Here is a 25,008-nt window from a genome sequence, read left to right as displayed (position 1 = left end):
ATGCCTCCGTCGGTCGTCGCTGGTAGCGTGCGGGCCATGGCACTCACCCAGTACTACGTCGCATCGTCCATCGACGGATTCATCGCGGATGCCGACGATCGCATCGAATGGCTCGAGCAGTTCGGGTTCGCGACCTTCCAACAGAGCTACGACGCGTTCTACGCCGGGATCGGCGCGCTCGTGATGGGTGCGACGACCTACCAGTTCCTGCTCGACCAGCCGAATCTCCAGTGGCCGTACCCGGGCATCCCGACTTGGGTCCTCACCCACAGGGAGCTGCCGGTCGTCGAAGGCGCACAACTCGTGTTCTGGGCGGGCGAGATCGCCCAGCTCGACGCGGAAGTGCGAAGCGCAGCGGGCGACCGCAACGTGTGGGTCGTCGGCGGCGGCAACGTGGCTGCCCAGTTCGCCGACGCGGGCCTGCTCGACGAACTGCGGGTGACGATCATGCCGATACTGGTCGGCTCCGGCAAAAACCTGCTGCCTGTCGCCCGGCCTTCGTCACCGCTCGCGCTCGTCAGCACCACCCCGTTCGACGGCGGAGCGGTCGAGCACGTCTACCGGCTCACCTGAGCCCCACAGCTTCGGGGCATAGAGTTCCGAGCACGGAGCCACCGTGGCGCCCATCGAGGGAGCCACCATGGATCATCCAGACGACGTACAGTTCTTCGACGCTATCAGTTTCGACAAGAGACTGACTGTCGGCGTTCTCGCTGATTCCCGGAAGCCGGACGAACGGCGCCTCCCGCTTCACCCGACACGTCTCGACCGGATCGACGAGGACCTGCGGTCCAGCATCACTCTCGAGAACGGGTACGGGCTCCGGTTCGGCCTCTCGGATGATCAGCTGCGCCCGTTCGTCGGGGCGATCGTCTCGCGTGAAGACGTGATCGCCGCGTCGGATGTGATCCTGCTGCCTAAGCCGCAGCACAGTGACCTCCGCGATCTGAGAGACGGGCAGATCCTCTGGGGTTGGCCGCACTGCGTCCAGGACCGGGAGATGACGCAGCTGGCGATCGACAAGAGTCTCACGCTCATCGCATTCGAGGCGATGAACCACTGGACTCGCAGCGGGAGCTTCGGCCTTCACGTCTTCCACAAGAACAACGAGCTCGCCGGTTACTGCTCTGTGCTGCACGCCCTCGAGGTCGTGGGGCTCACGGGAGACTACGGTCGCCGGCTGAAGGCCGTCGTCATCGGATTCGGCGCGACCGCCCGCGGGGCCGTCACGGCACTCAACGCACACGGTGTGCACGACGTGCAGGTGCTCACCAACCGCGACGTCGCGGCTGTCGGCTCCCCCATCCACTCCGTGCATATCGTCCAGTTCGACCACGATGAGATCGCACCCCACCTCAGTCACGTGATCACCGAGCACGGGCGCGTGCCCCTCGCCCCCTTCCTCGCCGAAGCGGACATCGTCGTCAACTGCACGCTGCAGGACCCGAACGCTCCGCTGAACTATCTCGACGAGTCCGACCTCGACGCGTTCGCACCGGGAAGCCTCATCGTCGACGTCTCCTGCGATGAGGGAATGGGCTTCAGCTGGGCGAGGCCGACGACGTTCCGCGATCCCGTGTTCGAGGTCGGCGATCATGTGCGCTACTACGCGGTCGACCACAGCCCGTCGTACCTGTGGGATTCCGCCACCTGGGAGATCGGCGAAGCAGTCACGCCTTTCCTGCGCACGGTCATGGGCGGAGCCGAGTCATGGATGGCCGACGACACCATACGGCGCGCCATCGAGATCAGGGAAGGCGAGATCGTGAACCCGGCGATCCTGGAGTTCCAGTCCTGAGAGGCCGTCAAGCCGTACCGGCCGATCGTCCTCGCCTCCGCCTAGAGCGAGGAGCGAGGAGCTTCAGAGCCGCTTCTCGTCAGCCTTGCGCTGGCGGACCTCATGGCCGTCACTGGCTTCGATGGGGAGGGGACGGGCGACCGGCACTTTGCTCCCGAGCACCTGGGCGACAAGGTCGCGGGCAATCTTCTGGGGAGTGAGACCCGCATCTTCGAGGATCTGTTCGCGGCTCGCGTGATCGAGGAATTCGTCCGGCAACCCGAGCTCATCCACGGCGGTGTCGATGCCGGCCTCGCGAAGATCCTGGCGCACACGCGTGCCGATCCCGCCGACACGGATGCCGTCCTCGATCGTCACGACGATGCGATGTTCGGCGGCCAGCGTCAGGATCGATCGAGGCACGGGTACGACCCAGCGCGGGTCGACGACAGTGGCGCCGATCCCCTGGGCTGCGAGGCGCTCGGCCACTTTGAGGCCGAGATCGGCCATCGGTCCCACCGTCACGAGCAGCACGTCCTTGTGCGGCGCCTCCCGCAGCACATCCACTCCGTCCGCCGTGCGGCGTTCGGCCTCGATGTCGGGGCTGACGCTGCCCTTGGGGAAGCGGAGCACGGTCGGTGCGTCGTCCACGGCGACCGCCTCAGCGAGTTCTTCACGGAAACGGGTGCCGTCGCGGGGCGCGGCGAGGCGGATGTTCGGCACGACCTGGAGGATCGCGAGGTCCCAGATCCCGTGGTGGCTGGGCCCATCCGGGCCGGTGACTCCGGCCCGGTCGAGCACGAAGGTCACCCCCGCCCTGTGGAGGGCGACGTCCATGAGCACCTGGTCGAACGCACGGTTCATGAAGGTGGCATAGATCGCGACGACGGGATGGAGGCCGCCGAAGGCGAGGCCGGCTGCGCTCGTCGCGGCGTGCTGTTCGGCGATGCCGACGTCGTGGACGCGATTCGGGAACCGCTCGGCGAATTTGTGGAGGCCGGTGGGGCGCAGCATCGCAGCGGTGATGCCCACGATGCGGGGGTTCCGTTCGGCGAGTCTCACGATCTCGTCGGCGAAGACGCTGGTCCACGACTGCTTGCTCGAACTTTCGATCGACTCGCCCGTCTCCGGGTCGATCTGGCCGACGGCGTGGAACTGGTCGGCGGCGTCGCGCATAGCCGGCTCGTAGCCGCGTCCCTTCTGCGTGATCATGTGCACGATCACGGGCGCGCCATAGTTCTTCGCCTGGCGAAGAGCTTCTTCCATGGCCTCGATGTCATGCCCCTGCACAGGGCCGATGTACTTGATGTCGAGGTTGGAGTAGAGCGCCTCGTTGTTCCAGAAGCGGCTGAGGAACCCGTGGAGGCCGCCGCGAACGCCCCGGTACAGGGACCGGCCGGGCGTACCGAGCCGGTCGAACGCCTTGCGGCTGGTGAGATACAGGTTGCGGTAGGAGCGGCGCGTGCGCACGGTGTTGAGGAAGCGCGCCATTCCGCCGATGGTGGGCGCGTACGACCGCCCGTTGTCGTTCACGATGATGATCAGCCGGCGCGTGTTGTCGTCGGTGATGTTGTTGAGCGCCTCCCAGGTCATACCCCCGGTGAGGGCGCCGTCGCCGACCATGGCGACGACGTGGCGATCGTCCTGCCCCGTCATCGAGAAGGCGCGAGAGATGCCGTCCGCCCACGAGAGCGAACTGGAGGCGTGGGAGCTCTCGACGATGTCGTGGACGGACTCCGAGCGCTGCGGATAGCCCGCGAGGCCGCCACGCTGGCGCAGCATGCTGAAGTCCTGCCGGCCGGTCAGCAGCTTATGCACATAGGCCTGGTGGCCGGTGTCGAACACGATGGCGTCGCGCGGTGAGTCGAAGACGCGGTGGATGGCGATGGTGGACTCGACGACACCGAGGTTGGGCCCCAGGTGTCCCCCGGTCTTCGCGACATTGGAGATCAGGAACTCCCTGATCTCGGCGGCGAGCTGAACGAGTTGCTTCTTGGACAGAGCGTCCAGGTCACGGGGACCGGAGATGGTCTCGAGGATACTCATGGTTTCGAGTTTAGGCGTGCACGCACCGGAAAAGCCGAGTGCCGCCGTTTCGGCCGGGTCCGCCACGCTGGGTGGACGTACCGGCCGCCGCGGCGGCACTCGATCAACCGGATGCGGTCAGGCCACCAGGCTTCGCAGCACGTACTGGAGAATGCCGCCGTTGCGGTAGTAGTCGGCTTCTCCCGGTGTGTCGATGCGAACGACGGCGTCGAACTCGATCGTCTGCTTGCCTTCGGGCGAGTCGGAGGTGGGCTCGGCGACGACGTGGACCGTCTTCGGGGTCGTCCCCTCGTTGAGCTCCTCGAGACCGGTGATGCTGATCGACTCGGTACCGTCGAGCCCGAGGGATGCCCAGGTCTCGCCCGCGGGGAACTGGAGCGGGACCACGCCCATCCCGATCAGATTGGACCGGTGGATGCGCTCGAAGCTCTCCGTGATGACCGCGCGCACTCCGAGGAGGCTGGTGCCCTTCGCCGCCCAGTCGCGGGACGACCCGGAACCGTACTCCTTGCCACCGAGGATGACGAGCGGAGTGCCCTGCGCCTGGTAGTTCTGCGACGCGTCGTAGATGAACGACTGCGGTCCGCCCCCCTGCGTGAAGTCCCTGGTGTACCCGCCCTCGACACCGTCGAGGAGCTGGTTCTTGAGTCGGATGTTCGCGAAGGTGCCGCGGATCATGACCTCGTGGTTGCCGCGGCGCGAACCGTAGGAGTTGTAGTCCTTGCGGTCGATTCCGTGCTCAGCGAGGTACTTGCCGGCGGGGCTGTCTGCCTTGATGTTTCCGGCGGGACTGATGTGGTCCGTGGTGACCGAATCGCCGAGTTTCGCAAGGACGCGTGCACCCTGGATGTCGCTGACCGGAGTCGTCTCCAGCGTCATGCCGTCGAAGTACGGAGGCTTGCGCACGTAGGTCGACTTCTCGTCCCACTCGAACACCGAGCCGGTCGGGGTCGGCAGCGACTTCCAGCGGTCGTCGCCCTCGAACACGCTCGCGTATTCGTGGGTGAACATGCCTTCGTTGATCGATGAGTCGATGGTCTCCTGGACCTCGGCCGCGTCGGGCCAGATGTCTTTGAGGAAGACGTCGTTGCCGTCCTGGTCGGTGCCGAGCGCATCCACCTCGAAGTCGAAGTTCATCGACCCGGCCAGGGCGTATGCGATCACCAGCGGCGGGCTGGCCAGGTAGTTCATCTTCACGTCGGGGTTGATGCGGCCTTCGAAGTTGCGGTTGCCCGAGAGGACCGCAGTGACCGCGAGGTCGTTCTGGTTCACGGCCTGCGAGATCTCATCGATCAGCGGTCCGGAGTTGCCGATGCACGTCGTGCACCCGTAGCCGACCGTGTAGAAGCCGAGTTCTTCGAGATAGCTGGTGAGGCCCGCTTTCTCGTAGTAATCGGTGACGACCTTCGACCCGGGTGCCAGGGTGGTCTTGACCCACGGCTTGGTCTTCAGGCCCTTCTTCGCGGCGTTGCGGGCCAGCAGGCCGGCCGCGAGCATCACCGACGGGTTCGACGTGTTCGTGCACGAGGTGATGGCGGCGATCGCGACGGCGCCGTGGTCGAGCGTGAACGACGTTCCGGTCTCGGCGATGGTGACCGGGGTCGGGCTGGACGCCGACTTCGGCGCGTGGCTGTGGTGGTGGTGCACGTGGGTGCTGTTGGTGTCCAGCGGGCTGAGCTCGCCAGGGTCGGACGCCGGGAACGACTCCGAGATCGTCAGGTCCACGAGATCGTGGTCGACGTCGGCGTAGTCGACGAGGTCCTTTTCGAACTGGTCCTTCGCGTGCGCGAGGACGATGCGGTCCTGAGGGCGCTTCGGGCCGGCGATCGAGGGCACGACCGTGCCGAGGTCGAGCTCGAGGTACTCGCTGAAGACCGGCTCGATCGACGCGTCGTGCCACAGTGACTGGAGCTTCGAGTACTGCTCGACGAGCGCGATCTGCTCTTCGCTGCGGCCGGTGAGACGCAGGTACTCGAGGGTGACCTCGTCGATGGGGAACATCGCCGCCGTCGAGCCGAACTCGGGGCTCATGTTGCCGATCGTCGCGCGGTTCGCGAGTGGGACCTCCGCGACGCCGGCTCCGTAGAACTCGACGAACTTGCCGACGACGCCGTGCTTGCGGAGCATCTGGGTGATCGTGAGGACGACATCGGTGGCCGTCACGCCCGTCGGGATGGCGCCGGTGAGCTTGAAGCCGACGACCTTGGGGATGAGCATGGAGACGGGCTGGCCCAGCATCGCGGCTTCCGCCTCGATCCCGCCGACACCCCAGCCGAGCACACCGAGGCCGTTGACCATGGTGGTGTGCGAGTCGGTGCCGACACACGTGTCGGGGTAGGCCTGGAGCGCACCGCCGACCTGCCGCGTCATCGTGACGCGGGCCAGGTATTCGATGTTGACCTGGTGGACGATGCCGGTTCCCGGCGGAACGACCTTGAAGTCGTCGAACGCGGTCTGGCCCCAGCGGAGGAACTGGTAGCGCTCACCGTTGCGCTCGTACTCGATGTCGGTGTTGCGCTCCAGCGCGTCCTCCGTGCCGAAGAGATCGGCGATGACCGAGTGGTCGATGACCATCTCGGCGGGAGCGAGCGGGTTGATCCTGCGGGGGTCGCCGCCGAGCGCGGAGACCGCTTCGCGCATGGTCGCGAGATCGACGATGCACGGGACGCCGGTGAAGTCCTGCATGATGACGCGCGCCGGCGTGAACTGGATCTCGGTGTCGGGCTCCGCCATCGGATCCCATCCCCCGAGGGCGTTGATGTGCTCGGCCGTGATGTTCGCACCGTCTTCGGTGCGAAGCAGGTTCTCGAGGAGGACCTTGAGGCTGAACGGGAGCTTCTCATACCCCGGGACGGTGTCGATTCTGAAGACTTCGTAGTCCGTCGAACCGACCCGGAGGGTGTCCTTTGCTCCAAAGCTGTTTACCGCAGACACGTTGCCCTCTCCTTCATCGGCAGGCATGGAAAAAGCCGGCCATCGTGATCAATATTCGTGGTCGAACAAAGCGGGTTTCCAGCAAGGCTAGCCTAAGTCGCGAGCCCGCTTCCGGCATCCGTTCGCTCCGCAATTTATCTTGACGTCAAGATAAATCTAGCACAGCGGCCTGCGATCACTCGCGGTCGAAGACGAGACCGCGACGCCGTGCGAAGCGGTAGAACACTTCGATTCCCGCGGCGCCCACCACGCCCACCGCGATCCCCCACAACAGCTCCGGCGACGGCGAGATTCGCATCATGAAGAACTCGCTCAGTCCGGGCAGCACGCACACGAGGATCATCGCCGCGACGACTCCGGCCAGGAGTGCGAGGCGCGGCCAGCTGAGCGGCCTGGCCAGCACGCAGAGGATCCACACGGAGACGCAGAAGAGGGTGACCGTCGTGATGCTCCGCGCTTCGTGGAGAGGGATGGTCCGGTAGAGAGGCACGTAAGCGACGACGCACGCCGTCGCTGCGATCGCTCCTGTCGGGATCGAATACGCCAGGATGCGCCGCAGAACCCCCGGCGTGTAGATGCGCCGGTTGGGGGCGAGCGCGAGCACGAAGGACGGGATGCCGATCGCCAGCGACGAGACCAGGGTGAGCTGCCTCGGCAGGAACGGGAAGGGCCACAGCATCACGGCGCTCACCAGGGCGAGGAGGATTCCATACACGGTCTTGGCGAGGAAGAGGTTCGACACCCTTTCGACGTTGGCGATGACACGCCGCCCGAAGGCGAGGATGTCCGGAAGCCGGTCGAAGCGGTTGTCGAGCAGCACGAGCCGGGAGACGGCCTTGGTCGCCGCTGTGGCTGTGCCCATAGCGATGCCGAGGTCCGCATCTTTGATAGCCATTGCGTCGTTGACACCGTCTCCGGTCATCGCGACGGTCCGGCCCATGTCGCGCAGGATTCCGACGGCCGTGCGCTTCTGTTCGGGGCTGACCCGGCCGAAGATATCGGAGGTCTGGAGCGCGGCGGCGAGCTCCGCGTCCCCGTGGAGCGTCGACGCGTCGACCGCTTCGCCGTCCAGGTCCAGGGTCCGGGCGATCGCCGAGACGGTCACCGGGTTGTCGCCCGACATGACGACGACACGCACGGCCTGCGTGCGGAAGTAGCCGAGCGTCGCTCGCGCCGCCGGGCGCACCGACTCCTCGAACACGACCAGCTGGGCCGGCTCGACCCGCACGCCTCTGATCGTCGCGCGGGCCTCGGTCGGAAGTGGGTCGAGAGCGCGCACGAGGACGAGCGTCCGCTGGCCGGTCGCCGCGATCGCATTCGCGCAGGCCAGCTCATCCGGATGCTCCCCCAGCAGCCGCTCCGGAGCGCCAAGCAACCACGACGACCGCTCGCCGTTGTCCGAGAACACGACTCCGCTGAACTTCGTCGCCGAACTGAACGGAATGCGTCGCTCGACGACGAGCGCCTCGGACTGGAAGTGCCGTGAGAGGATGCCCGCCGTCGCATTCCCCGCGTCGTCGGCACCGAACGCTGCAAGGGCGACCTCCGCGTCCCGCTGCGGGACCGCATCCCCCAGCGACTCGATCCGGTCGAACGCCAGTTCGCCGGTCGTGAGCGTGCCGGTCTTGTCCAGGCAGAGCACGTCGACGCGGGCCAGTACCTCGACGGCTGCAAGTTCCTGCACGAGCACCTTGCGTGCGGCCAGCTGGATGGCGGCCACCCCGAAGGCGAGACTCGTCAGCAGCACGAGACCCTCCGGGATCATCCCGACCACACTCGCGACCGCGTCGAGCAGGGCGCGGCGCCAGCGTCCATTCTGGCCGAGGGTCGCGAAGCCCCCGTACGTGAGTACCCGGCCGATGATGGTGATGACGATGACAGGCCCGAGGATCCAGGACAGGTAGACCAGGATGCGGTTGGTGGCATCGCGCAGTTCCGACCGGACGAGCGAATGCTTGCGGATCTCGGCGGTCAGCCTGCTCGCGTACGAGTCGGCGCCGACCGCGGTCACCGTCGCGTAGCCGGTGCCGCTCACGACGTGCGAGCCGCTCAGCAGCTGGTCGTCGGCGTCCTTGAGGACCGGGTCGGCCTCGCCGGTCAAGAGCGACTCGTCGAGTCCGAGACCGTTGCTCTCGACCACGACCGCGTCCGCCGGGATCTGGTCTCCGGGCCTCAGGACGAGCAGGTCGTCCAGAACCACATCAGCCAGCGCGACGGTCTCGACGGCGCCGTCGCGCTTCACCCGGCTCTCCGGGGCCGCCAGCAGCGCCGCGCGATCGAGTACCAGCTTCGCGCGCAGTTCCTGCACGATGCCGATGAGCGCGTTGACGACGACGACCCCGTAGAAGAACCCGTCGCGTAGGTCGCCCAGGATGATCACTGCGACGAAGCACACAGTGAGGATGCCGTTGAAGAGTGTGAAGACGTTCTCCCGGAGGATCTCCGAGATCGAGCGCGACGTCGGCTGCGTCACCGCATTGCCGCGTCCGCTGGCGTGGCGCTCGGCCACTTCCGCGCGGGTCAGTCCCTCCCCTGTACGCGCGTACGTCACGGGGCCTCAGGTCCCGTTCGACTCTGGCCGGTCGGGGCCGGCGGGTTCGGGCTTCGCCTCGCCTTTCGTCGAATCCCCGACTCCGTAGAGCCCGCGGACGACGAACCAGGTCACGAGCAGCAGTGGAGCGTAGAGCGGAACTCCCATCAGCAGCTTCGCGATGCCGAGCCCGGTGGTCGCAGCGTCGGTGTGGGCGAGGTACAGCGGCAGCTCGACGACGAGCCGGGCGGCGAACAGGAGGAACCAGAGGAACGTGAGCGCCTGCATGATGCGGAACTTCTTACGGTCCTTGCGCCAGGCCACGCCGTCGCCCATGAGGTACCCGGACGCCAGCCCGATCAGAGGCCAGCGCACGAGCATCGAGATCAGCAGCGCAGCCCCGTAGAGGAGGTTGAGACCGATCCCGAAGAGGAAGTTGTCTTCGCCACGGCCGGTGATGAGCGCGAGGATCGCCGACGCGCCGACACCGATCAAGCCGGCGACGGCCTGCGTGACCGGCGTCTTGCCGATGATGCGGACGGCCGTGAAGACGACGGCGACGAGCACGGATGCGCCGAGCGAGAGCGGCACGTTCGCCGTGAAGGTGAAGAGAATGAGGAAGACGAGCCCGGGGAGGACGGTCTCCAGGAGTCCGCGCACCCCACCGAGCGCGCCGAGCAGCGCGGCCCCGGTCGAGGCATCACTCTCGGCCAGCTGGCCGATGCCTGACTTGCGCGCCGCGTTCGCGAGTCCCTCACCGATGGCGCTCGGCACACCGGCCTCGTCGTCGTTCGGGCCGGACGGTTCACCGCTGCTGGACATGCTCTGCCGGCTCAAACGGGAAGCGTTCCGTCGCCGGCGGCCGGCGCGGAGGGCATCCGGAGCGGGATCAGGTCGCGCGGGGGCATCGGGACGGTCCCGCGAACGACGACGATGCTGCGGAACAGGTCTTCCACGAGCGCGGCGGCATCCGGCTTGACGGCCGCGTCCCCTGCGATCACACCGCGGAGGAACCAGCGGGGACCGTCCACTCCGACGAATCGCGCCACACGCGTCTCCCCACCAGGACCCTCGGTCGACGCGACGGGGATCTCGGCAACGAGTTCCGGACCGAAGACGCCGTCGCGCACCGAGGTGCGACCACCCTGGCGGTCGACCTGCTCGGCGATCTGCTCGCGGATCTCGTGCCACAGTCCGCTGGAGCGCGGAGCCGCGAAGGGCTGGACCTGCAGCGTCGAGTTCGCGTAGTCGAGACCGACGGCGACGACACGCTGCGTCTCCTCCTCGACCTCGAGACGAAGGTGCAGGCCCTCGCGCGGAAGGATCTTCACGCCCCCGAGATCCACATACGGACGGACGGGGTTGGCCTCGCTCTCATCGAGCGGCCCTTCCGTCTCACGATCCGCCGGCGCCGACTTCTCCCAGCTCACGGGGTCGGTGCTGCTCGTGTCGGTCACGCTGGTTCTCCTGACTTGACGCTGTCTTCGTGCGGCACGGCGACCCTCGGCTCCGTGCTGTAACCGGTCGAACCGAATCCCGCTGTTCCGCGGCGGCTCTCCGGAAGGCTGTCGACGGGCACGAACCGCACCCGGGTCACCGGCATCACGATCAACTGGGCGATCCGGTCGCCGACGGCGATATCGTACGGCATCGACCTGTCTGTGTTCAGTATCGTGACCCGGATCTCGCCGCGATATCCAGCATCCACGGTCCCGGGTGAATTGACGATCGTGATCCCGTGCCGGGCCGCGAGTCCGCTGCGCGGCACCACGAAGCCGGCGAAGCCGTCTGGAAGGGCGATGGACACCCCCGTCGGCACGGTCGCGCGCTCGCCGGGCCCGAGGGTCACGGCTTCGGCTGCGCAGAGATCGGCTCCCGCGTCGCCGGGGTGGGCATAGGCCGGCACGCGGTCTGCGACGATCGGGATGTCAACGGTATCGGTCACGTGTCGAGGGTAGTGCAGAAGTCTGATCGAATAGAGCCATGGTTCTCTATCGTGAACGGCTCTGGGCCGCTCCCTGGCTGTACGTCTCCACAGCCCTCGTCATTCCCGCGAGCATCCTCGTGTTCGCCCCCATCTCGATGGTCGCCGGCATCATCACGGCGATCGTGCTCTACGGCGGCTGCGTCGCCATGCTGATCGCGTCCTCGCCGGTCATCCGGGTCACCGACAGTGAACTCTTCGCCGGCCGTGCGAGCATCCCGCTCACCCTCGTGGGCGAGCCGACCGGCTACGGCCCGGATGCTGCCGTCCTGGAGCGCGGCCAGCGCCTGGATGCACGCGCCTGGCTCCTGATCCGTGGCTGGGTGAAACCCGTCGTCAAGGTGCCCGTGCTCGACCCGCAGGATCCCGCGCCCTACTGGCTGATCTCGACAAGAAGCCCGGACCAGCTGGTCCGGGCTCTCGATGAAGGTCGACTCGCGGCTGCGAGCGCTGCCTCCTAGGCTGCGCACTCCACGCAGATCGGTCCGAGCTTCGTCTCGTGATCGATCTGCGAGCGGTGCTTCACAAGGAAACAGTTCACACAGGTGAATTCGTCTGCCTGCGGAGGAAGGACGACGACATCGAGGTCGAGGTCGGAGAGATCCGCGCCGGGGAGTTCGAAACCACCAGGGTTGTCCGCATCGTCAACGTCGACAACTCCGGACATCTTGTCCGGGACACGCTCCTTGAGGGCCTCGATCGACTCCGAGTCGTCTTCGGTCTTCCGCGGTGCGTCGTAATCCGTTGCCATGCCCATCCACTTCTCGTATAAACGACCGATTTTTCGCAATCGGCGGCCATAGTTTGCATCAAACCGCAGGGAATAGCAAACCGCTCACGTAGTTCACTGACACTGCTCGGTGATCAACTTCCGGCACGCCACGGTTATTCCCCGGAAACGGGGGTACGACGTGGCATTCTTGCGACGTACGTGGAGAGCTGGGAAGGCATTTCATCATGCAGGATTTAAAGGTCATCGGAGTCGAGAACGGTGCACTGCTCGCCGCGAGCGACGACGGTGAGCGGTTCCGCATCGCCATCGACGAAGTGCTGCAGTCCAGGCTTCGCCAGCGCAAGGCCGAAGTGGCGTCGACCGCTCCCAAGTTGTCGCCCCGCGAAGTGCAGGCGCACATCCGATCGGGCATGTCCGCTGAGGATGTGGCCGCGGTCACCGGTGCGTCGTTGGAGTACATCCAGCGATTCGAGGGTCCGATCGTCGCCGAACGCGAGCACATCGTCGCTTCCGCGCTGAGCGTGCCGGTCCACACGACCGCAGACGTCGATCCGCTCGGCGAGGGCGCGACGTTCGGCGCCGTCATCCGCGACCGCCTCGCGTCGCTCGGCGTCGTCGGTGAGCGCTGGGCGAGCTGGAAGGATGCGGAGACCGGCTGGATCATCAAGCTGGAGTTCACCGCCGACCAGATCGACCACGATGCGCGCTGGGGATACGACGCCCGCAAGCACACGCTGGCGCCACTCAACTCCGAGGCCACGACGCTCTCGCAGCAGGGCGAGCTGAAGGGAGCGCTCATCCCGCGCCTGCGCGCCGTCGCCCCGCACTCCTCCGAACCGGACGACTCGCGGTTCGACAGCGGCGCGTTCACGTTCCATGAGACGCCGACCGATCTGCTCGGTCCCGACGCGGCTCCGTTCGAGCCGGTCGCGTACAGCCGCACGATCCCGTCCGCGAACAACTCGATCGCGATCTCCGCCATCAAGCGGTCAGACGACGATCAGCCCAAGGACGTCCACCAGACGGCCGACCTCCTCGAAGCGCTCCGCCGTCGCCGTGGCGAGCGTGAGGCCGCCAGTTTCGAAGAGAAGGCCGAGACGCCACCGAAGGAGCAGGGCATCCGCATCGTCGATGTTCCGCTCGACGAGCTGGAAGAGATCCCGTTCACGGCGCCGGAGCTCCAGGACCCGCCCGCGCCGTCGAGCACTCCATCGAACACCGGCCCGCAGCAGCGGCTCGGCAAGAAGGGCCGCGCGTCGATGCCGAGCTGGGACGAGATCGTCTTCGGCGCCCGTACGGACGACGATCTGGCCTGACCCGCCCGGTCAGGCGAAGGCGCCGAGCCGGATCAGCGGGACCCGGGTCTCCTCCGGTGTGAGCGAGCCGTGCTGGCCGATCATGTTCCGGCCGGACTGCGCCGGGTCGCGCGAGTCGTAGTAGGCGATCCGGCGGCGTGCTGCGACGATCACGTCGCCGATGCGGGGCAGCACCTCGTCGGCGACCGCTCCCCCGAACCATCCAGCCTCGATCGCTTCCTCTCGGGTGGCGATCCAGGCGCGCTCGCCTTCCACGTCCCGCCAGGCCTCAGCCAGGCGATCGGCGGCCCGCGCGGACCGCTCTGCGAGATAGAGCTGGAGGCACCGGGGCTCACCACCCACGTACTCGACGCCATCGACGAGCTCGGGCGCCGTGTCGAAGAGCACGTGCGCCGTGTGGGGAACGTCGATCACGCCGTGGTCGGCGGTCACGAGGATGCCGTCGGAGCGGCCCAGCGTGCCGGCCAGCCTCGACACCTCGCCGTCCACATCCTCCAGTTCCGCTGTCCATGCCGGCGACTCCCACCCGGACGCGTGCGCGACCGTGTCGAGCTCGCTCACATAGAGATAGGTCAGGCTCGGCGCCGGTGATCGCAGGATGCGTCGTGCAGCCTCGAACCGGTCGGCCACGTGCCTGCCGGGGATGTACTCGGCACCCCGGAGCACGGCGTGGGTGAACCCGGAGTCGCTGTAGCGCGGCTGTCCGATCGCGAAGGTGCGGATGCCCGCCCGTTCGGCCCGCTCGAACACCGTCTCGCTCCGCTGCCACGTTGCAGGATCGAGCCGGTCGTCCCAGCCGTTGAGCTGGTTCACCATGCGGTCGGATGCGGTGTCCAGCACGCGATATCCGACCAGCCCGTGGGTCCCGGGCGTCGTTCCCGTACAGAGGGTGGCGAGGGCCGCGGCCGTCGTCGTGGGAAAACCCGAGTCGATCGTGGACTGCTTCGTGAGCTGCGGCGCCAGGAACCGGGCGTGACCCGCTCGTGTGCGCAGGGACGCGGCGCCGAGCCCGTCGACCACGACGACGACGACACGCTCCACCGACCGCAGACCGAGCTGATTCTCCGCGCCGAGGAGAGCATCCACCGAACTTGGGAGAACAGCGGCAAGGCTCAGCCGAGTCGTGAAGGCGGCCGGTAGCATGGGGGGCATCCGGCCCAGTTTGTCATAGACGAGCGAGGCAGGCAGTAGTGAAACGTCCCTCCGGTGCCCCCAGCACGCCTCCCAGATTGCACGCATGAATCCGACGAACGACCCCACACCAGCTCCGGCGACGGAACGAATCGAAGACGTCGACGTGACGACCGAGATGCAGGGCTCGTTCCTCGAATACGCATACTCGGTGATCTACTCGCGGGCCCTCCCCGACGCCCGCGACGGGCTGAAGCCGGTTCAGCGGCGCATCCTCTACCAGATGACCGAAATGGGGCTGCGTCCCGATCGCGGACATGTGAAGTCGGCGCGTGTGACCGGCGAGGTGATGGGAAAGCTGCACCCGCACGGCGACAGTGCGATCTACGACGCGCTCGTACGCATGGCCCAGGACTTCACCCTGCGCGTTCCGCTGATCGACGGTCACGGGAACTTCGGATCGCTCGACGACGGGCCCGCCGCTCCTCGGTACACCGAAGCCCGCCTCGCTGCGGCCGCCCTTGCTCTCACGGAAGACCTCGACGAGGACGTCGTCGACTTCGTCCCCAACTATGACAACCAGCTCATGCAGCCGGACGTGCTGCCTGCGGCCTTCCCGAACCTGCTGGTCAACGGTGCCAGCGGGATCGCGGTCGGCATGGCGACCAACATGGCGCCCCACAACCTCGTCGAGGTCGTCGGGGCCGCCCGTCACCTGCTCGCGAACCCGGACGCATCCCTCGACGAGTTGATGGAGTACGTGCCGGGGCCCGATCTGCCGGCCGGCGGCACGATCGTCGGTCTGGCGGGCGTGCGGGATGCGTACGCGACCGGCCGCGGCAGCTTCAAGACCCGGGCGAAGGTCAGCGTCGAGAGCATCACCGCGCGTAAGAGCGGACTCGTCGTCACCGAACTCCCCTATCTGGTCGGGCCCGAAAAGGTCATCGAGAAGATCAAGGACGGCGTCAACTCCAAGAAGCTGAGCGGGATCTCCGACGTCACCGACCTCAGCGACCGCACGCGCGGGCTCCGGCTCGTGATCGGCATCAAGACCGGTTTCAGTCCGGAGGCGGTGCTCGAACAGCTCTACCGGCACACCCCGCTCGAAGACGGCTTCAGTATCAACAACGTTGCGCTCGTCGACGGCGGACCGCAGACGCTGGGGCTGCGCGAGCTGCTCCGCGTCTACCTCGACCATCGCATCAGCGTGGTGACGCGCCGATCGCAGTACCGCCTGGCCCGTCGGCAGGAACGCCTGCACCTCGTGGAGGGCCTCCTGATCGCGATCCTGGACATCGACGAGGTGATCCAGGTCATCCGCACGAGCGATGACACCGAACAGGCCAGAACCCGGCTGATGGATGTCTTCGACCTGAGCACGCTGCAGGCGGACTACATCCTGGAGCTCCGGCTGCGTCGACTGACCCGGTTCTCGCGCATCGAGCTGGAGACCGAGCAGGAGCAGTTGCGTGCCGAGATCGCCGAACTCGAGGAACTCCTCGGCAGCCGCGCACGTATCGAGCAGTTGGTCTCCGACGAGCTCGAGCAGGTCGCGGAGAAGTTCGGGACACCACGGCGCACTCTGCTGACCGAGGCGCGACCGTCGATCGCCACGACCACCTCGCGCGGCAAGCCCGTCGTGCTCGAGGTCGCTGATACTCCGTGCCGCGTGCTGCTCAGCACCACCGGGAAGATCGTGCGCGTCGACCAGCAGCTGGACGACGAGGGCGGCCTCGACCGCATCCAGGCGCCCGCTCGACGCAGCAAGCACGACGCACTGCTGTCCAGCCTGGACACGACCAGCCGCACAGAGATCGGTGCCGTGACCTCGAAGGGCCGGCTGATCCGGTTCTCCCCCGTCGACCTGCCCGCGGTGCCGGCGAACTCGATCCAGCTCGCCGCAGGTGTGCGCGTCGCAGACTATCTCGCACTGGCGGACCGGAAGGAGCGGATCCTCGCAGTGGTCTCGCTCACCTCCGACGAGTGCATCGCGCTCGGCACGCGCCAGGGCGTCGTCAAACGGGTGACGGCCGGTGACTGGGCGAGCAAGCCGGAGTTCGAGATCATCGCGTTGAAGCCCGGCGACGAGGTGGTGGGAGCGGTTCAGGGAGCCGACTCGGACGAGCTCGTCTTCGTCGCCTCCGATTCGCAGCTTCTCCGCTTCCCGTCATCCACGGTCCGTCCCCAAGGGCGCGCCGCCGGTGGCATGGCAGGCATCAACCTCGCTGCGAATGCGCGTGTCCTCTCCTTCTCGGCCATCCGGGCAGCAGAGCGCGACGACGCGGTCGTGGTCACGATCGCGACCAGCACGGAGACGCTGCTCGGCACGGATCCCGGCAGCGCCAAGGTGAGTGATTTCGCCGAGTTCCCGGCCAAGGGTCGAGCGACCGGCGGGGTGCGGTCGCACCGTTTCCTCAAGGGTGAGAGCGAACTCGCTGTGGCATGGGTCGGACGCGGTCCCGCTCTGGCGGTGGCACCGGATGGCGCCGCACGCACGCTCCCGCAGGGCGGTGCACGACGCGACGGCTCCGGCGCGGCACTTGACGCGGTCGTCGGAAGCGTGGGCCGCCAGCTCGGCTGATGGCCGCCCTGGCGCGCCGGATCAGACGTCGATGCGTGAGCGCGAGAGGTCCCCGGATCCGGCGATGATGAAGTCCTTGCGCGGTGCGACGTCATTTCCCATCAGCAGCTCGAACACGCGGGCCGCCTGTTCTGCGTCGGGAACGCGCACCCGTCGGAGCGTCCGGTGGGTCCGGTCCATCGTCGTCGTCGCGAGCTGGTCCGCGTCCATCTCACCCAGCCCCTTGTAGCGCTGGATCGGCTCCTGGTAGCGCTTGTTGGTGCGCTTGAGGCCGGCGAGGACGCCCTGGAGTTCCGCCTCCGAGTAGGTGTAGATCGTCTCGTTCGGCTTCGATCCCGGATTCATCACGACGACGCGGTGGAGCGGCGGCACGGCTGCGAAGACGCGGCCTTCCTCGATCATCGGCCGCATGTAGCGGAAGAAGAGCGTCAGGAGCAGTGTGCGGATGTGGGCCCCGTCGACATCCGCGTCGCTCATGATGATGATTTTGCCGTAGCGGGCGGATGCGAGCTCGAAGCTGCGTCCGGAGCCCGCGCCGATCACTTGGATGATGGAAGCGCACTCGGCGTTCGAGAGCATGTCCGAGACGGACGCCTTCTGCACGTTCAGGATCTTGCCGCGGATCGGCAGGAGCGCCTGGTACTCGCTGTCGCGGGCGCGCCGTGCGGTGCCGAGCGCGGAGTCGCCCTCGACGATGAAGAGTTCGCTGTTGGCGACATCGCTGGAACGGCAGTCCACGAGCTTCGCGGGCAGGGATGAGGTCTCGAGCGCGTTCTTGCGGCGCTGGGTCTCCTTGTGGGCGCGCGCCGAGATCCGGGACTTCATCTCGGCGACGACCTTGTCGAGCAGGAGGGCGGACTGGGCTTTGTCATCGCGTTTGCTCGAGGTGAAGCGTTCGCTCATCGCCTTGGTGACCACCTGCGCGACGATGGCGCGCACCGCAGGGGTGCCCAGGACCTCCTTGGTCTGACCCTCGAACTGCGGCTCGGGAAGCCGGACCGTCAGCACCGCGGTCAGCCCCGCAAGAACGTCGTCCTTCTCCAGCTTGTCGGTGCCGACCTTGAGGCGGCGGGCGTTCTGCTCGACCTGCTGGCGCAGGAACTTGAGCATGCCCTGGTCGAAGCCGAGCTGGTGGCTGCCACCCTTCGGCGTCGCGATGATGTTGACGAAGCTCTTCATCACGGTGTCGTAGCCGGTTCCCCAGCGCAGCGCTATGTCCACCTGGCAGTCGCGGCGCAGCTCGGTCGGCATCATCGCTCCCGATTCGGAGAGCACGGGGACCGTCTCGGTGAACTGGCCCTCGCCGGTGAGACGCCACGTCTCGGTAAGGGGGCTGTCGGGAGCGAGGAAGTCGACGAACTCCGAGATCCCGCCCTGGTAGCTGAACGTCGTGTCGACGGGCTGCTCGCCGCGACGGTCGGCGATCGTCAGGGTGAGTCCCGGTACGAGGAATGCCGTCTGCCGGGCACGACCGAGAAGGTCGTCGCCCTGGAATTCGGCTCCGCGGGTGAAGATCTGTCGGTCGGCCCAGTAGCGGATGCGCGTTCCGGTGACGCCTCTCGCCACCTTTCCGACCACGCGGAGCTCGCTGCCCTTCTCGAACGGCGTGAACGGCGCATCCGGCGTGGCAGGCCCGTGATCGGCGAAGACTCCCGGCTCGCCGCGGTGGAACGACATCGCCCAGGTCTTGCCATCGCGGTCGACTTCGACGTCGAGTCGCTCGGAGAGGGCGTTGACCACGGACGCGCCGACGCCGTGCAGGCCGCCCGAGGCCGCATACGACCCTGAGCCGAATTTGCCGCCGGCGTGAAGCTTGGTGAACACCACTTCGACACCGCTCAACCCGGTCTTCGGTTCGATGTCGACCGGGATGCCGCGAGCGGAGTCGCGCACCTCGACGCTGTCGTCGGGGTGGAGGATGACCTCGATGTGGCTGCCGTGACCGGCGAGCGCTTCGTCCACCGAGTTGTCGATGATCTCCCAGAGGCAGTGCATGAGTCCCCGGGAGTCGGTCGAACCGATATACATTCCGGGACGTTTCCGCACCGCCTCCAGACCCTCCAGAACGGAGAGATGCCTGGCTGAATAGTCTGAGCTCGACACGAACGCTCCTTGCACGTTGCGGCGCCCGTGCTCTGAACGCCTTGCCAACGTCAAGCGTACTGACAGCGGCGGGCACGATACGCCACCGACACCCACCGGGAGGGGGGCTACGCGTTGAGCGAAATACCCAGCGTCCGCCTCGTTTCTCTCAGGTGAACGTGGTTCTATAGACATACCGAGTTGAACGGTTCGGATTGAGAGGAGCATCACATGTCGACGATCACCACGGAGAACGGTGCGGTTGACGAGCTCGCCGGCGGGCCGCAACTCACGGCGGCCGACCGGTGCGACAGCTGCGGCGCTCAGGCGTACATCCGCGTTGTCGTGAACAACGGCGAACTCCTCTTCTGCGCCCACCACGGCAAGAAGCACCAGGAAAAGCTGTCCGAGATCGCCCACAGCTGGCACGACGAGACCGCTCGCCTGTTCGAGGAGCAGCGCGCGTAGTCCCATCGGCCCTGTCAGGATCGATAAGGTGGCTGAGTCGTTAAACTAGCTGACCTACTCGAGGAGTCCGATCGGTGTCGTCAGGTGTGCGCAGGAAGGCGTTCGTCGACCTCTCGGCTCTCGTCGAGAATTTCGATCGACTTTCAGCGTCGCCTGAGCGGGCACTGATCGATCTGCGGGCCGATGCCTACGGGCACGGCCTCGTCGCTGTCGCACGTGCACTGGCCGAGGCCGGCGGCAGCGCCTTCCTGGTTTCTCGCGCTGCGGACGTGCGGGCTCTCGCGGCCGACGGCATCACAGCGACCGTCTCTCCGCCGGCGGGTACTGGTACGGCAGTCGCCGCCCACGCGCCGTACGGGTTCGGCGCCGCCTCATCGAGAACCACCTTCCGCCTCGTCGGCGAGGTGATCGCGGTGAAGAACGTCCCTGCCGACCGCGGAGTCTCGTACGGCTACACCTACCGCACCGAGCGGCCCACGACGCTCGCCCTCGTCGCCCTGGGATTCGCGGACGGAATCCCGCGGGTCGCATCCAACCGGGCGCCCGTCGGGATCGGCGATTTCGTCGGACGGGTGACCGGGCGCATCGCCATGGACCAGTTCGTCGTCGACCTGAAAGGCAACTCGGCCGAGGTCGGAGAAGAGGCCGTCCTCTTCGGCGACCCGGGGAACGGAGAGCCCTCGCTCTCCGAGTGGGCCGATGCGACGGGCATCGCCGCCGCGGTCATCGTGAGCGGGCTCGGCGCACGGATCGAACGGATCTACTCATGACCGATGCACCCGCTGACGCGCCGTTCCCCCGCGCCCTCATCGACCTGGCGGCTCTTCGTCACAACGTGGCGCACCTCGCGGAGCTCGCACACCCGTCCGAGGTGATGCTCGCCGTCAAGGCTGACGCGTACGGGCACGGTCTCGTGCCGATCGCGCGAGCCGGGCTGGAGGCCGGGGCCACATCGCTCGCCGTCCTGGAGATTCCGGCAGGCCTCCGGCTCCGTGACGCGGGCATCACGGTTCCGCTTCTCGCCTGGCTCCACGGCCCGGAGACGGACTTCCAGGCGGCAATCGAGGCCGACATCGAGCTCGGGATCTCCGCTCGCTGGCAGCTCGACGCGATCGAGATGGCCGCGGCCAACCGCCCCGCGGTGATCCATCTGAAGGTGGACACGGGGCTCAGCCGCAATGGTGCGAGTCGTGAGGACTGGCCAGGCCTCGTCGACGCCGCCCTCGCGCTACAGGACGCGGGGGTCGTACGGGTGCGCGCAGCGTGGTCCCACCTGGCCGACGCATCCATCGCCGACGACGAAGCCGCATTGGCGGAATTCCTTGCGGCGGTCGCCGTGGCGGAGGCGCGGGGTGCCGAATTCGAGATCCTTCACCTTGCAGCCAGCTCTGCGGGCATCCGGATGCCGGAGGCCCGGTTCGATCTCGTCCGATTCGGAATCGCCGCCTATGGGATCTCCCCGTTCGACGACACGTCGGGAACCGAGCTCGGACTCGTGCCGGTGATGCGGCTCGAGGCAGCGGTGACCAGCATCCACGTGGACGGCAGCACCCGTGCGCGCATCGGAATCGGCTTCGCCGATGGCGTCCCGACGCTGGGGATGGCCAAGGCGTCGGTGCTGGTGAACGGGGTGCGCAGGCCCATCGTCGAGGTCGAGGTCGACAGCACCGTCATCGACGTCGGCAACGATCGTGTCCGCATCGGGGACACCGCTGTCGTCTTCGGCCCAGGACGGGACGGCGAACCGACGGCCGAGACCTGGGCGGACTGGGCCAAGACGATCGGCGATGAGCTCGTCACCGGAGTCATGCCGCGCGTGACGCGGGTCTACGTGGGCTGACGGCTGTCAGGCAGTCGTTCTGGCGCCGGTCCTCTGGACGATCGCACGCCGCGCATTCGCCGCGAAACCGTCGGCGGTCGACAGCTCCCTCGAGGTCGGCGGAGGCATCTTGTCGCCCCGCAACGCGAGTGCCGCCGCGAGCATCCGGTCGGCGATAGCCGGATTCATCGGCAGGAGCGGCCCATGAAGGTGTGTGCCGACGGATTCGCCCATCCTGATTCCCTCGATGCGCCGACCGGCCGCATCCGCGCCGTTCCCAAACCCTTCGACGACGATCCCGAGCGGGACGGCCCCCTCATCGAGCACTGTCGTCGCGGAATGGTTCTCGAAGCCGGCCAGCGTTGTGTCGTCGGACTCGATCACGATCTCGCCCACGTGGCGCTGGGTGCCGAGCGTGGCGCGTGAGGGGAAGACCCCCGCCCCCGCGAGGGTCTCGCCGTCCGTCGTCACGAGCTGGTGTCCCAGCAGCTGCCAGCCGCCGGCCACAGCGAGGAACGGAACGCCGGAGGCGGCGATCTCACGCAGCGCGGGTGCGATCCGGAGCAAATCGTCGTGCACGATGCGCTGCGACGACAGCGGGCCACTACCGATGTGGACGATGTCGACAGCGGTTGCGAGGTCGTCGCCGAGATCGTGGCTTGTCACCGTGGCGTCGATCCCGCGCCATGCCGCACGCTTCACGAGTGCCGTGACGTTCCCGGCGTCGCCGTTGATCCCGAGCTCACGCGGATACAGGTGCAGGATGTTCAGCGGCGCCGTCACGCGCTTCCCTCCAACTCGAGGAAGCCGAGCTGCTTGCGGATGAGCATCATCTGCTCGTAGTTCACGATCATCGTCTTCGTGCCGCGCGTCGGCTTGGGCAGGTCGAGGAAAGCCTTGAGAGCCGGCCTGAGTTCGGGGAGGACCGCGGTCACCGGGATCCCGGCGTACGCGAAACGTGTCGCGAACTGCCACGCCTTCGTGCCGGAGACGACATCGACGTGGGTGATCGACGACAGGTCGATGTCGTACACCCATGACGGATCGGGGGTGCCCTCGTCGACGGCGACGAACACCTGCTCCGGAGGCTCGGAGAGATAGTCGAGGTTGAGCTGCAGGCTCGGCGGGTTCTTCATCATGATGATCTCGACGTCCTCTTCGCCCACCAGCAGGGTCTCCCCGCGGCCGTAGACCGTGCGCAGCACTGTCATCGCCCGGGCGGTGGCTTCGGCCGAGAAGCGGTCGCCGAGCACGCGGAGGGCCGTCGCCGTAGCACCGGCAGCATCCACCGCATAGTGCAGACCGCGCGCCGGAAGCGCTACGTCCAGCGGCGCACCGTCGACCTCGAGCCGCGCGGTGCGCGCGTCGAGCGCGCCGACGACGACGCGGGACGGGGGAAGCGCGTCGCTCGTGTTGCCGGTGAAGTCCTCGACGTTCGCCAGGCCGTTCGGCGAAGCGGCGATGAGGGATGGGGTGACACCGAACGCGGTCACGTCGCGACCCTGCGCGGCCAGTTCTGCACCGACGCCACGGAGACTGTCATCGTCTGCGTTCACCACGACGAACTCGGAGGTGGTGTCAGCGATCGACCGAAGCATCCCGACGACCCGTGCGGGCTCGAAGAAGCGGTTCAGCTGGTCGATCTGGACGTTCAGCAGCAGCGTGCCACGCGGCTTGAGGATCGTCGCCAGATCGACGCCATATGCCTCGTCGACCTCGATCACCGCGACATCGCCCCGGACATATCCGTCGAGAGGGACCGACGCCAGCAGTGCAGACGCGATCCCCTGCGGGAGATTGCCCCCCGAAGGATTGGTGAAGACGTCGAGGCCGTGTTCGCGCAGGATCCCGGTCAGCATGTTCGTGGTCGTCGATTTGCCGTTCGAGCCGCTCACGAAGAGCACTCCCAATGGAAGCCGGGTCATCGACCGCTCCAGGAAACGCGGGGCGATCGCGAGCGCGACCCTGCCGGGGACGGCAGAGCCGCCCCCTCGGAGCCGCAGCACCCAGCGAGCGAGACGACCGGCGAGAACCGCCAGCCTGTACCGCACCCGGTTGCCTACTCGAGGTAGTCGCGGAGCGACTGCGAGCGGGACGGGTGGCGGAGCTTCGCCATCGTCTTCGACTCGATCTGGCGGATGCGCTCGCGCGTCACGCCGAACGTGTCACCGATCTGGTCGAGCGTCTTCGGCATCCCGTCGCCCAGCCCGAAACGCATCCGGATCACGCCGGCCTCGCGCTCGGAGAGCGAGTCGAGGAGGCTCTCCAGCTGCTTCTGCAGCATGGTGAAGCCCACAGCGTCTGCAGGGACGACCGCCTCGGTGTCCTCGATCAGGTCGCCGAACTCACTGTCGCCGTCCTCGCCGAGGGGTGTGTGCAGCGAAATGGGCTCGCGACCGTACTTCTGGACCTCGATGACCTTCTCGGGCGTCATGTCGAGCTCGCGGCTGAGCTCCTCAGGCGTCGGTTCGCGACCGAGGTCCTGCAGCATCTGGCGCTGGACACGGGCGAGCTTGTTGATGACCTCGACCATGTGGACAGGGATACGGATGGTGCGGGCCTGGTCCGCCATGGCGCGTGTGATGGCCTGTCGGATCCACCACGTCGCATACGTGGAGAACTTGAAGCCCTTGGTGTAGTCGAACTTCTCGACGGCACGGATGAGGCCCAGGTTGCCTTCCTGGATCAGGTCGAGGAACTGCATTCCACGGCCGGTGTACCGCTTTGCCAGCGACACGACCAGACGGAGGTTCGCCCCGAGCAGGTGACTCTTCGCCCGCTGGCCGTCACGGGCCACCCACCGGAGCTCGCGCTCCAGCTCTTTGGGGATGTTCGGCGTGTTCGCGAGCTTGTCCTCGGCGAACAGTCCGGCCTCGATACGCATCGCCAGCTCGACCTCTTCGGCCGCGTTCAGAAGCGCAACCTTTCCGATCTGCTTCAGATAGTCCTTGACCGGGTCGGCCGTGGCTCCCGTGATCGCCGCCGAATAGACGGGGATGTCATCGTCTTCGTCGACGGCGCGCAGGACGAGCGCTCCGGTGGGAAGCGGCTCCTCCGGAGACGCCGGCTTCTCGTCGTCGTCGTCGCCGGACTCCGCCTCCGCGTCATCCGTCTCCGCCTTGGGGTCGACGGTCTCCTCGACCTCGACATCGTCGGACTCGTCGATCTCGACGACTGCATCGTCGAGCTCGACCTCTTCTTCATCGGAAGAGGCCTTCGCGTTCGCGCGCTTCTTCGGCTTCGTCTCGGCGGCCGGGGTCGCCTTCGCCACCGGCTTCGCGGTCGTCTTCGTTCCGCTCTTGGCGGTCGCGGCCTTGCTCGTCGCGGCCGGCTTGAGGGCCGGCTTCACCGCCGCTGCGGTCGCGTCCGTGGACGCATCCGCTTCAACGGTCTTTGCTGGTCGGGTTGCCATGTGAACACCTTTCATACCAAGCGGAGACGGGTTCGCACTCGTACAGCACTGCCTGGCTCAGGTTGCATGCGGACATTACTAAGACCCATGTCAAGTCCCAGGCGTTTTCGCGACGATCGAAGATGCGTCGCGCCCAGGATATGAACGGGTCCGATCATCAATTATTGCACGCTTTGAGTGAGCCCCCTGCCACGG

Annotated in this window: 20 protein-coding genes; 8 read left to right on the top strand and 12 right to left on the bottom strand. The window is 67.0% G+C overall.

The window, feature by feature from the left end; all coding sequences use genetic code 11:
• The first annotated feature begins 36 nt into the window (after window positions 1-36).
• Both ACV7NN_RS01440 and ACV7NN_RS01435 read left to right on the top strand, forming a co-directional pair.
• A complete protein-coding gene (locus ACV7NN_RS01440) occupies window positions 37-573 on the top strand; it encodes a dihydrofolate reductase family protein (RefSeq protein ID WP_463347817.1) in 537 nt (178 codons plus the stop codon).
• A 67-nt stretch (window positions 574-640) separates the two neighbouring features.
• Entirely contained in the window at window positions 641-1,798 is a 1,158-nt protein-coding gene (locus ACV7NN_RS01435; RefSeq protein ID WP_463347816.1) for a N(5)-(carboxyethyl)ornithine synthase, read from the top strand.
• 63 nt (window positions 1,799-1,861) lie between these two features.
• Here the strand turns inward: ACV7NN_RS01435 and dxs are convergent, their stop codons facing one another.
• From dxs to dut, 6 genes are all read right to left on the bottom strand, one after another.
• A complete protein-coding gene (dxs, locus tag ACV7NN_RS01430; protein WP_463347815.1) occupies window positions 1,862-3,823 on the bottom strand; it encodes a 1-deoxy-D-xylulose-5-phosphate synthase in 1,962 nt (653 codons plus the stop codon).
• A gap of 117 nt (window positions 3,824-3,940) precedes the next feature.
• Window positions 3,941-6,757: an aconitate hydratase AcnA gene (gene acnA, locus ACV7NN_RS01425; RefSeq protein WP_463347814.1), complete on the bottom strand. Its 2,817-nt coding sequence runs from the start codon at window positions 6,755-6,757 to the stop codon at window positions 3,941-3,943.
• Window positions 6,758-6,932: 175 nt separating this feature from the next.
• A complete protein-coding gene (locus tag ACV7NN_RS01420) occupies window positions 6,933-9,308 on the bottom strand; it encodes an HAD-IC family P-type ATPase (RefSeq protein WP_463347813.1) in 2,376 nt (791 codons plus the stop codon).
• 6 nt (window positions 9,309-9,314) lie between these two features.
• Entirely contained in the window at window positions 9,315-10,124 is an 810-nt protein-coding gene (locus ACV7NN_RS01415; protein WP_463347812.1) for a DUF3159 domain-containing protein, read from the bottom strand.
• Window positions 10,121-10,744 carry a DUF3710 domain-containing protein gene (locus ACV7NN_RS01410; protein ID WP_463347811.1) on the bottom strand — a complete coding sequence of 208 codons (624 nt, stop codon included), beginning with the start codon at window positions 10,742-10,744 and terminating at the stop codon, window positions 10,121-10,123. The genes ACV7NN_RS01415 and ACV7NN_RS01410 overlap by 4 nt, the downstream gene beginning before the upstream one ends.
• A complete protein-coding gene (gene dut / locus ACV7NN_RS01405; protein ID WP_463347810.1) occupies window positions 10,741-11,232 on the bottom strand; it encodes a dUTP diphosphatase in 492 nt (163 codons plus the stop codon). Before dut ends, ACV7NN_RS01410 begins: the two co-directional genes overlap by 4 nt.
• A gap of 38 nt (window positions 11,233-11,270) precedes the next feature.
• Between dut and ACV7NN_RS01400 the strand changes: the two genes are divergently transcribed.
• Window positions 11,271-11,732, top strand: a complete 462-nt coding sequence (locus ACV7NN_RS01400; RefSeq protein WP_463347809.1) for a DUF3093 domain-containing protein — start codon at window positions 11,271-11,273, stop codon at window positions 11,730-11,732.
• Here the strand turns inward: ACV7NN_RS01400 and ACV7NN_RS01395 are convergent.
• A complete protein-coding gene (locus ACV7NN_RS01395) occupies window positions 11,729-12,022 on the bottom strand; it encodes a DUF4193 domain-containing protein (RefSeq protein WP_163289790.1) in 294 nt (97 codons plus the stop codon). The genes ACV7NN_RS01400 and ACV7NN_RS01395 overlap by 4 nt on opposite strands.
• Before the next feature lie 206 nt (window positions 12,023-12,228).
• Between ACV7NN_RS01395 and sepH the strand changes: the two genes are divergently transcribed.
• Window positions 12,229-13,320 carry a septation protein SepH gene (gene sepH, locus ACV7NN_RS01390; protein ID WP_463347808.1) on the top strand — a complete coding sequence of 364 codons (1,092 nt, stop codon included), beginning with the start codon at window positions 12,229-12,231 and terminating at the stop codon, window positions 13,318-13,320.
• Window positions 13,321-13,329: 9 nt separating this feature from the next.
• Here the strand turns inward: sepH and ACV7NN_RS01385 are convergent, their stop codons facing one another.
• Entirely contained in the window at window positions 13,330-14,472 is a 1,143-nt protein-coding gene (locus tag ACV7NN_RS01385; RefSeq protein WP_463347807.1) for an alkaline phosphatase family protein, read from the bottom strand.
• 85 nt (window positions 14,473-14,557) lie between these two features.
• On the opposite strand from ACV7NN_RS01385, the gene ACV7NN_RS01380 reads away from it, so the two are divergent.
• Window positions 14,558-17,032, top strand: a complete 2,475-nt coding sequence (locus ACV7NN_RS01380; RefSeq protein WP_463347806.1) for a DNA gyrase/topoisomerase IV subunit A — start codon at window positions 14,558-14,560, stop codon at window positions 17,030-17,032.
• Window positions 17,033-17,053: 21 nt separating this feature from the next.
• Here ACV7NN_RS01380 and ACV7NN_RS01375 read toward each other — a convergent pair whose 3' ends face one another.
• A complete protein-coding gene (locus tag ACV7NN_RS01375; protein WP_463347805.1) occupies window positions 17,054-19,135 on the bottom strand; it encodes a DNA gyrase/topoisomerase IV subunit B in 2,082 nt (693 codons plus the stop codon).
• 210 nt (window positions 19,136-19,345) lie between these two features.
• Here ACV7NN_RS01375 and ACV7NN_RS01370 point away from each other — a divergent pair, with 210 nt between their 5' ends.
• From ACV7NN_RS01370 to alr, 3 genes are all read left to right on the top strand, one after another.
• Complete coding sequence (locus ACV7NN_RS01370; RefSeq protein ID WP_163289797.1) at window positions 19,346-19,582, top strand: DUF7455 domain-containing protein; 237 nt, start codon at window positions 19,346-19,348, stop codon at window positions 19,580-19,582.
• Window positions 19,583-19,656: 74 nt separating this feature from the next.
• Window positions 19,657-20,352 (top strand): alanine racemase C-terminal domain-containing protein, encoded by a 696-nt coding sequence (locus ACV7NN_RS01365; protein ID WP_463347804.1) that lies wholly within the window; start codon window positions 19,657-19,659, stop codon window positions 20,350-20,352.
• On the top strand, window positions 20,349-21,422 hold the full coding sequence (alr, locus tag ACV7NN_RS01360; RefSeq protein ID WP_463347803.1) for an alanine racemase: 1,074 nt from the start codon (window positions 20,349-20,351) through the stop codon (window positions 21,420-21,422). Before ACV7NN_RS01365 ends, alr begins: the two co-directional genes overlap by 4 nt.
• Before the next feature lie 6 nt (window positions 21,423-21,428).
• Here the strand turns inward: alr and ACV7NN_RS01355 are convergent, their stop codons facing one another.
• The 3 genes from ACV7NN_RS01355 to ACV7NN_RS01345 are packed head-to-tail and all read right to left on the bottom strand — an operon-like array spanning window position 21,429 to window position 24,813.
• Window positions 21,429-22,184 (bottom strand): type 1 glutamine amidotransferase, encoded by a 756-nt coding sequence (locus tag ACV7NN_RS01355; RefSeq protein WP_463347802.1) that lies wholly within the window; start codon window positions 22,182-22,184, stop codon window positions 21,429-21,431.
• The gene (locus ACV7NN_RS01350; RefSeq protein ID WP_463347801.1) at window positions 22,181-23,452 is read right to left on the bottom strand and encodes a MurT ligase domain-containing protein; all 1,272 of its coding nucleotides are present in this window, start codon (window positions 23,450-23,452) and stop codon (window positions 22,181-22,183) included. The genes ACV7NN_RS01355 and ACV7NN_RS01350 overlap by 4 nt, the downstream gene beginning before the upstream one ends.
• 8 nt (window positions 23,453-23,460) lie before the next feature.
• On the bottom strand, window positions 23,461-24,813 hold the full coding sequence (locus ACV7NN_RS01345) for an RNA polymerase sigma factor (RefSeq protein ID WP_463347800.1): 1,353 nt from the start codon (window positions 24,811-24,813) through the stop codon (window positions 23,461-23,463).
• Between the last annotated feature and the right edge of the window lie 195 nt (window positions 24,814-25,008).

The organism is Leifsonia sp. Ger2509 (assembly GCF_055231915.1).
The sequence above is the reverse complement of the archived record's forward strand: the minus strand, read 5'-3'. Positions and strand labels throughout refer to the sequence as shown.

What these genes read in the sequence shown, in the direction of transcription:
- dxs (WP_463347815.1), bottom strand. Translation starts at nt 3,823, where the DNA reads ATGAGTATCCTCGAGACCATCTCCGGTCCCCGTGACCTGGACGCTCTG.
- sepH (WP_463347808.1), top strand. Translation starts at nt 12,229, where the DNA reads ATGCAGGATTTAAAGGTCATCGGAGTCGAGAACGGTGCACTGCTCGCC.
- ACV7NN_RS01370 (WP_163289797.1), top strand. Translation starts at nt 19,346, where the DNA reads ATGTCGACGATCACCACGGAGAACGGTGCGGTTGACGAGCTCGCCGGC.
- ACV7NN_RS01400 (WP_463347809.1), top strand. Translation starts at nt 11,271, where the DNA reads ATGGTTCTCTATCGTGAACGGCTCTGGGCCGCTCCCTGGCTGTACGTC.
- alr (WP_463347803.1), top strand. Translation starts at nt 20,349, where the DNA reads ATGACCGATGCACCCGCTGACGCGCCGTTCCCCCGCGCCCTCATCGAC.
- ACV7NN_RS01395 (WP_163289790.1), bottom strand. Translation starts at nt 12,022, where the DNA reads ATGGCAACGGATTACGACGCACCGCGGAAGACCGAAGACGACTCGGAG.
- ACV7NN_RS01385 (WP_463347807.1), bottom strand. Translation starts at nt 14,472, where the DNA reads ATGCCCCCCATGCTACCGGCCGCCTTCACGACTCGGCTGAGCCTTGCC.
- ACV7NN_RS01345 (WP_463347800.1), bottom strand. Translation starts at nt 24,813, where the DNA reads ATGGCAACCCGACCAGCAAAGACCGTTGAAGCGGATGCGTCCACGGAC.
- ACV7NN_RS01435 (WP_463347816.1), top strand. Translation starts at nt 641, where the DNA reads ATGGATCATCCAGACGACGTACAGTTCTTCGACGCTATCAGTTTCGAC.
- ACV7NN_RS01380 (WP_463347806.1), top strand. Translation starts at nt 14,558, where the DNA reads ATGAATCCGACGAACGACCCCACACCAGCTCCGGCGACGGAACGAATC.
- ACV7NN_RS01440 (WP_463347817.1), top strand. Translation starts at nt 37, where the DNA reads ATGGCACTCACCCAGTACTACGTCGCATCGTCCATCGACGGATTCATC.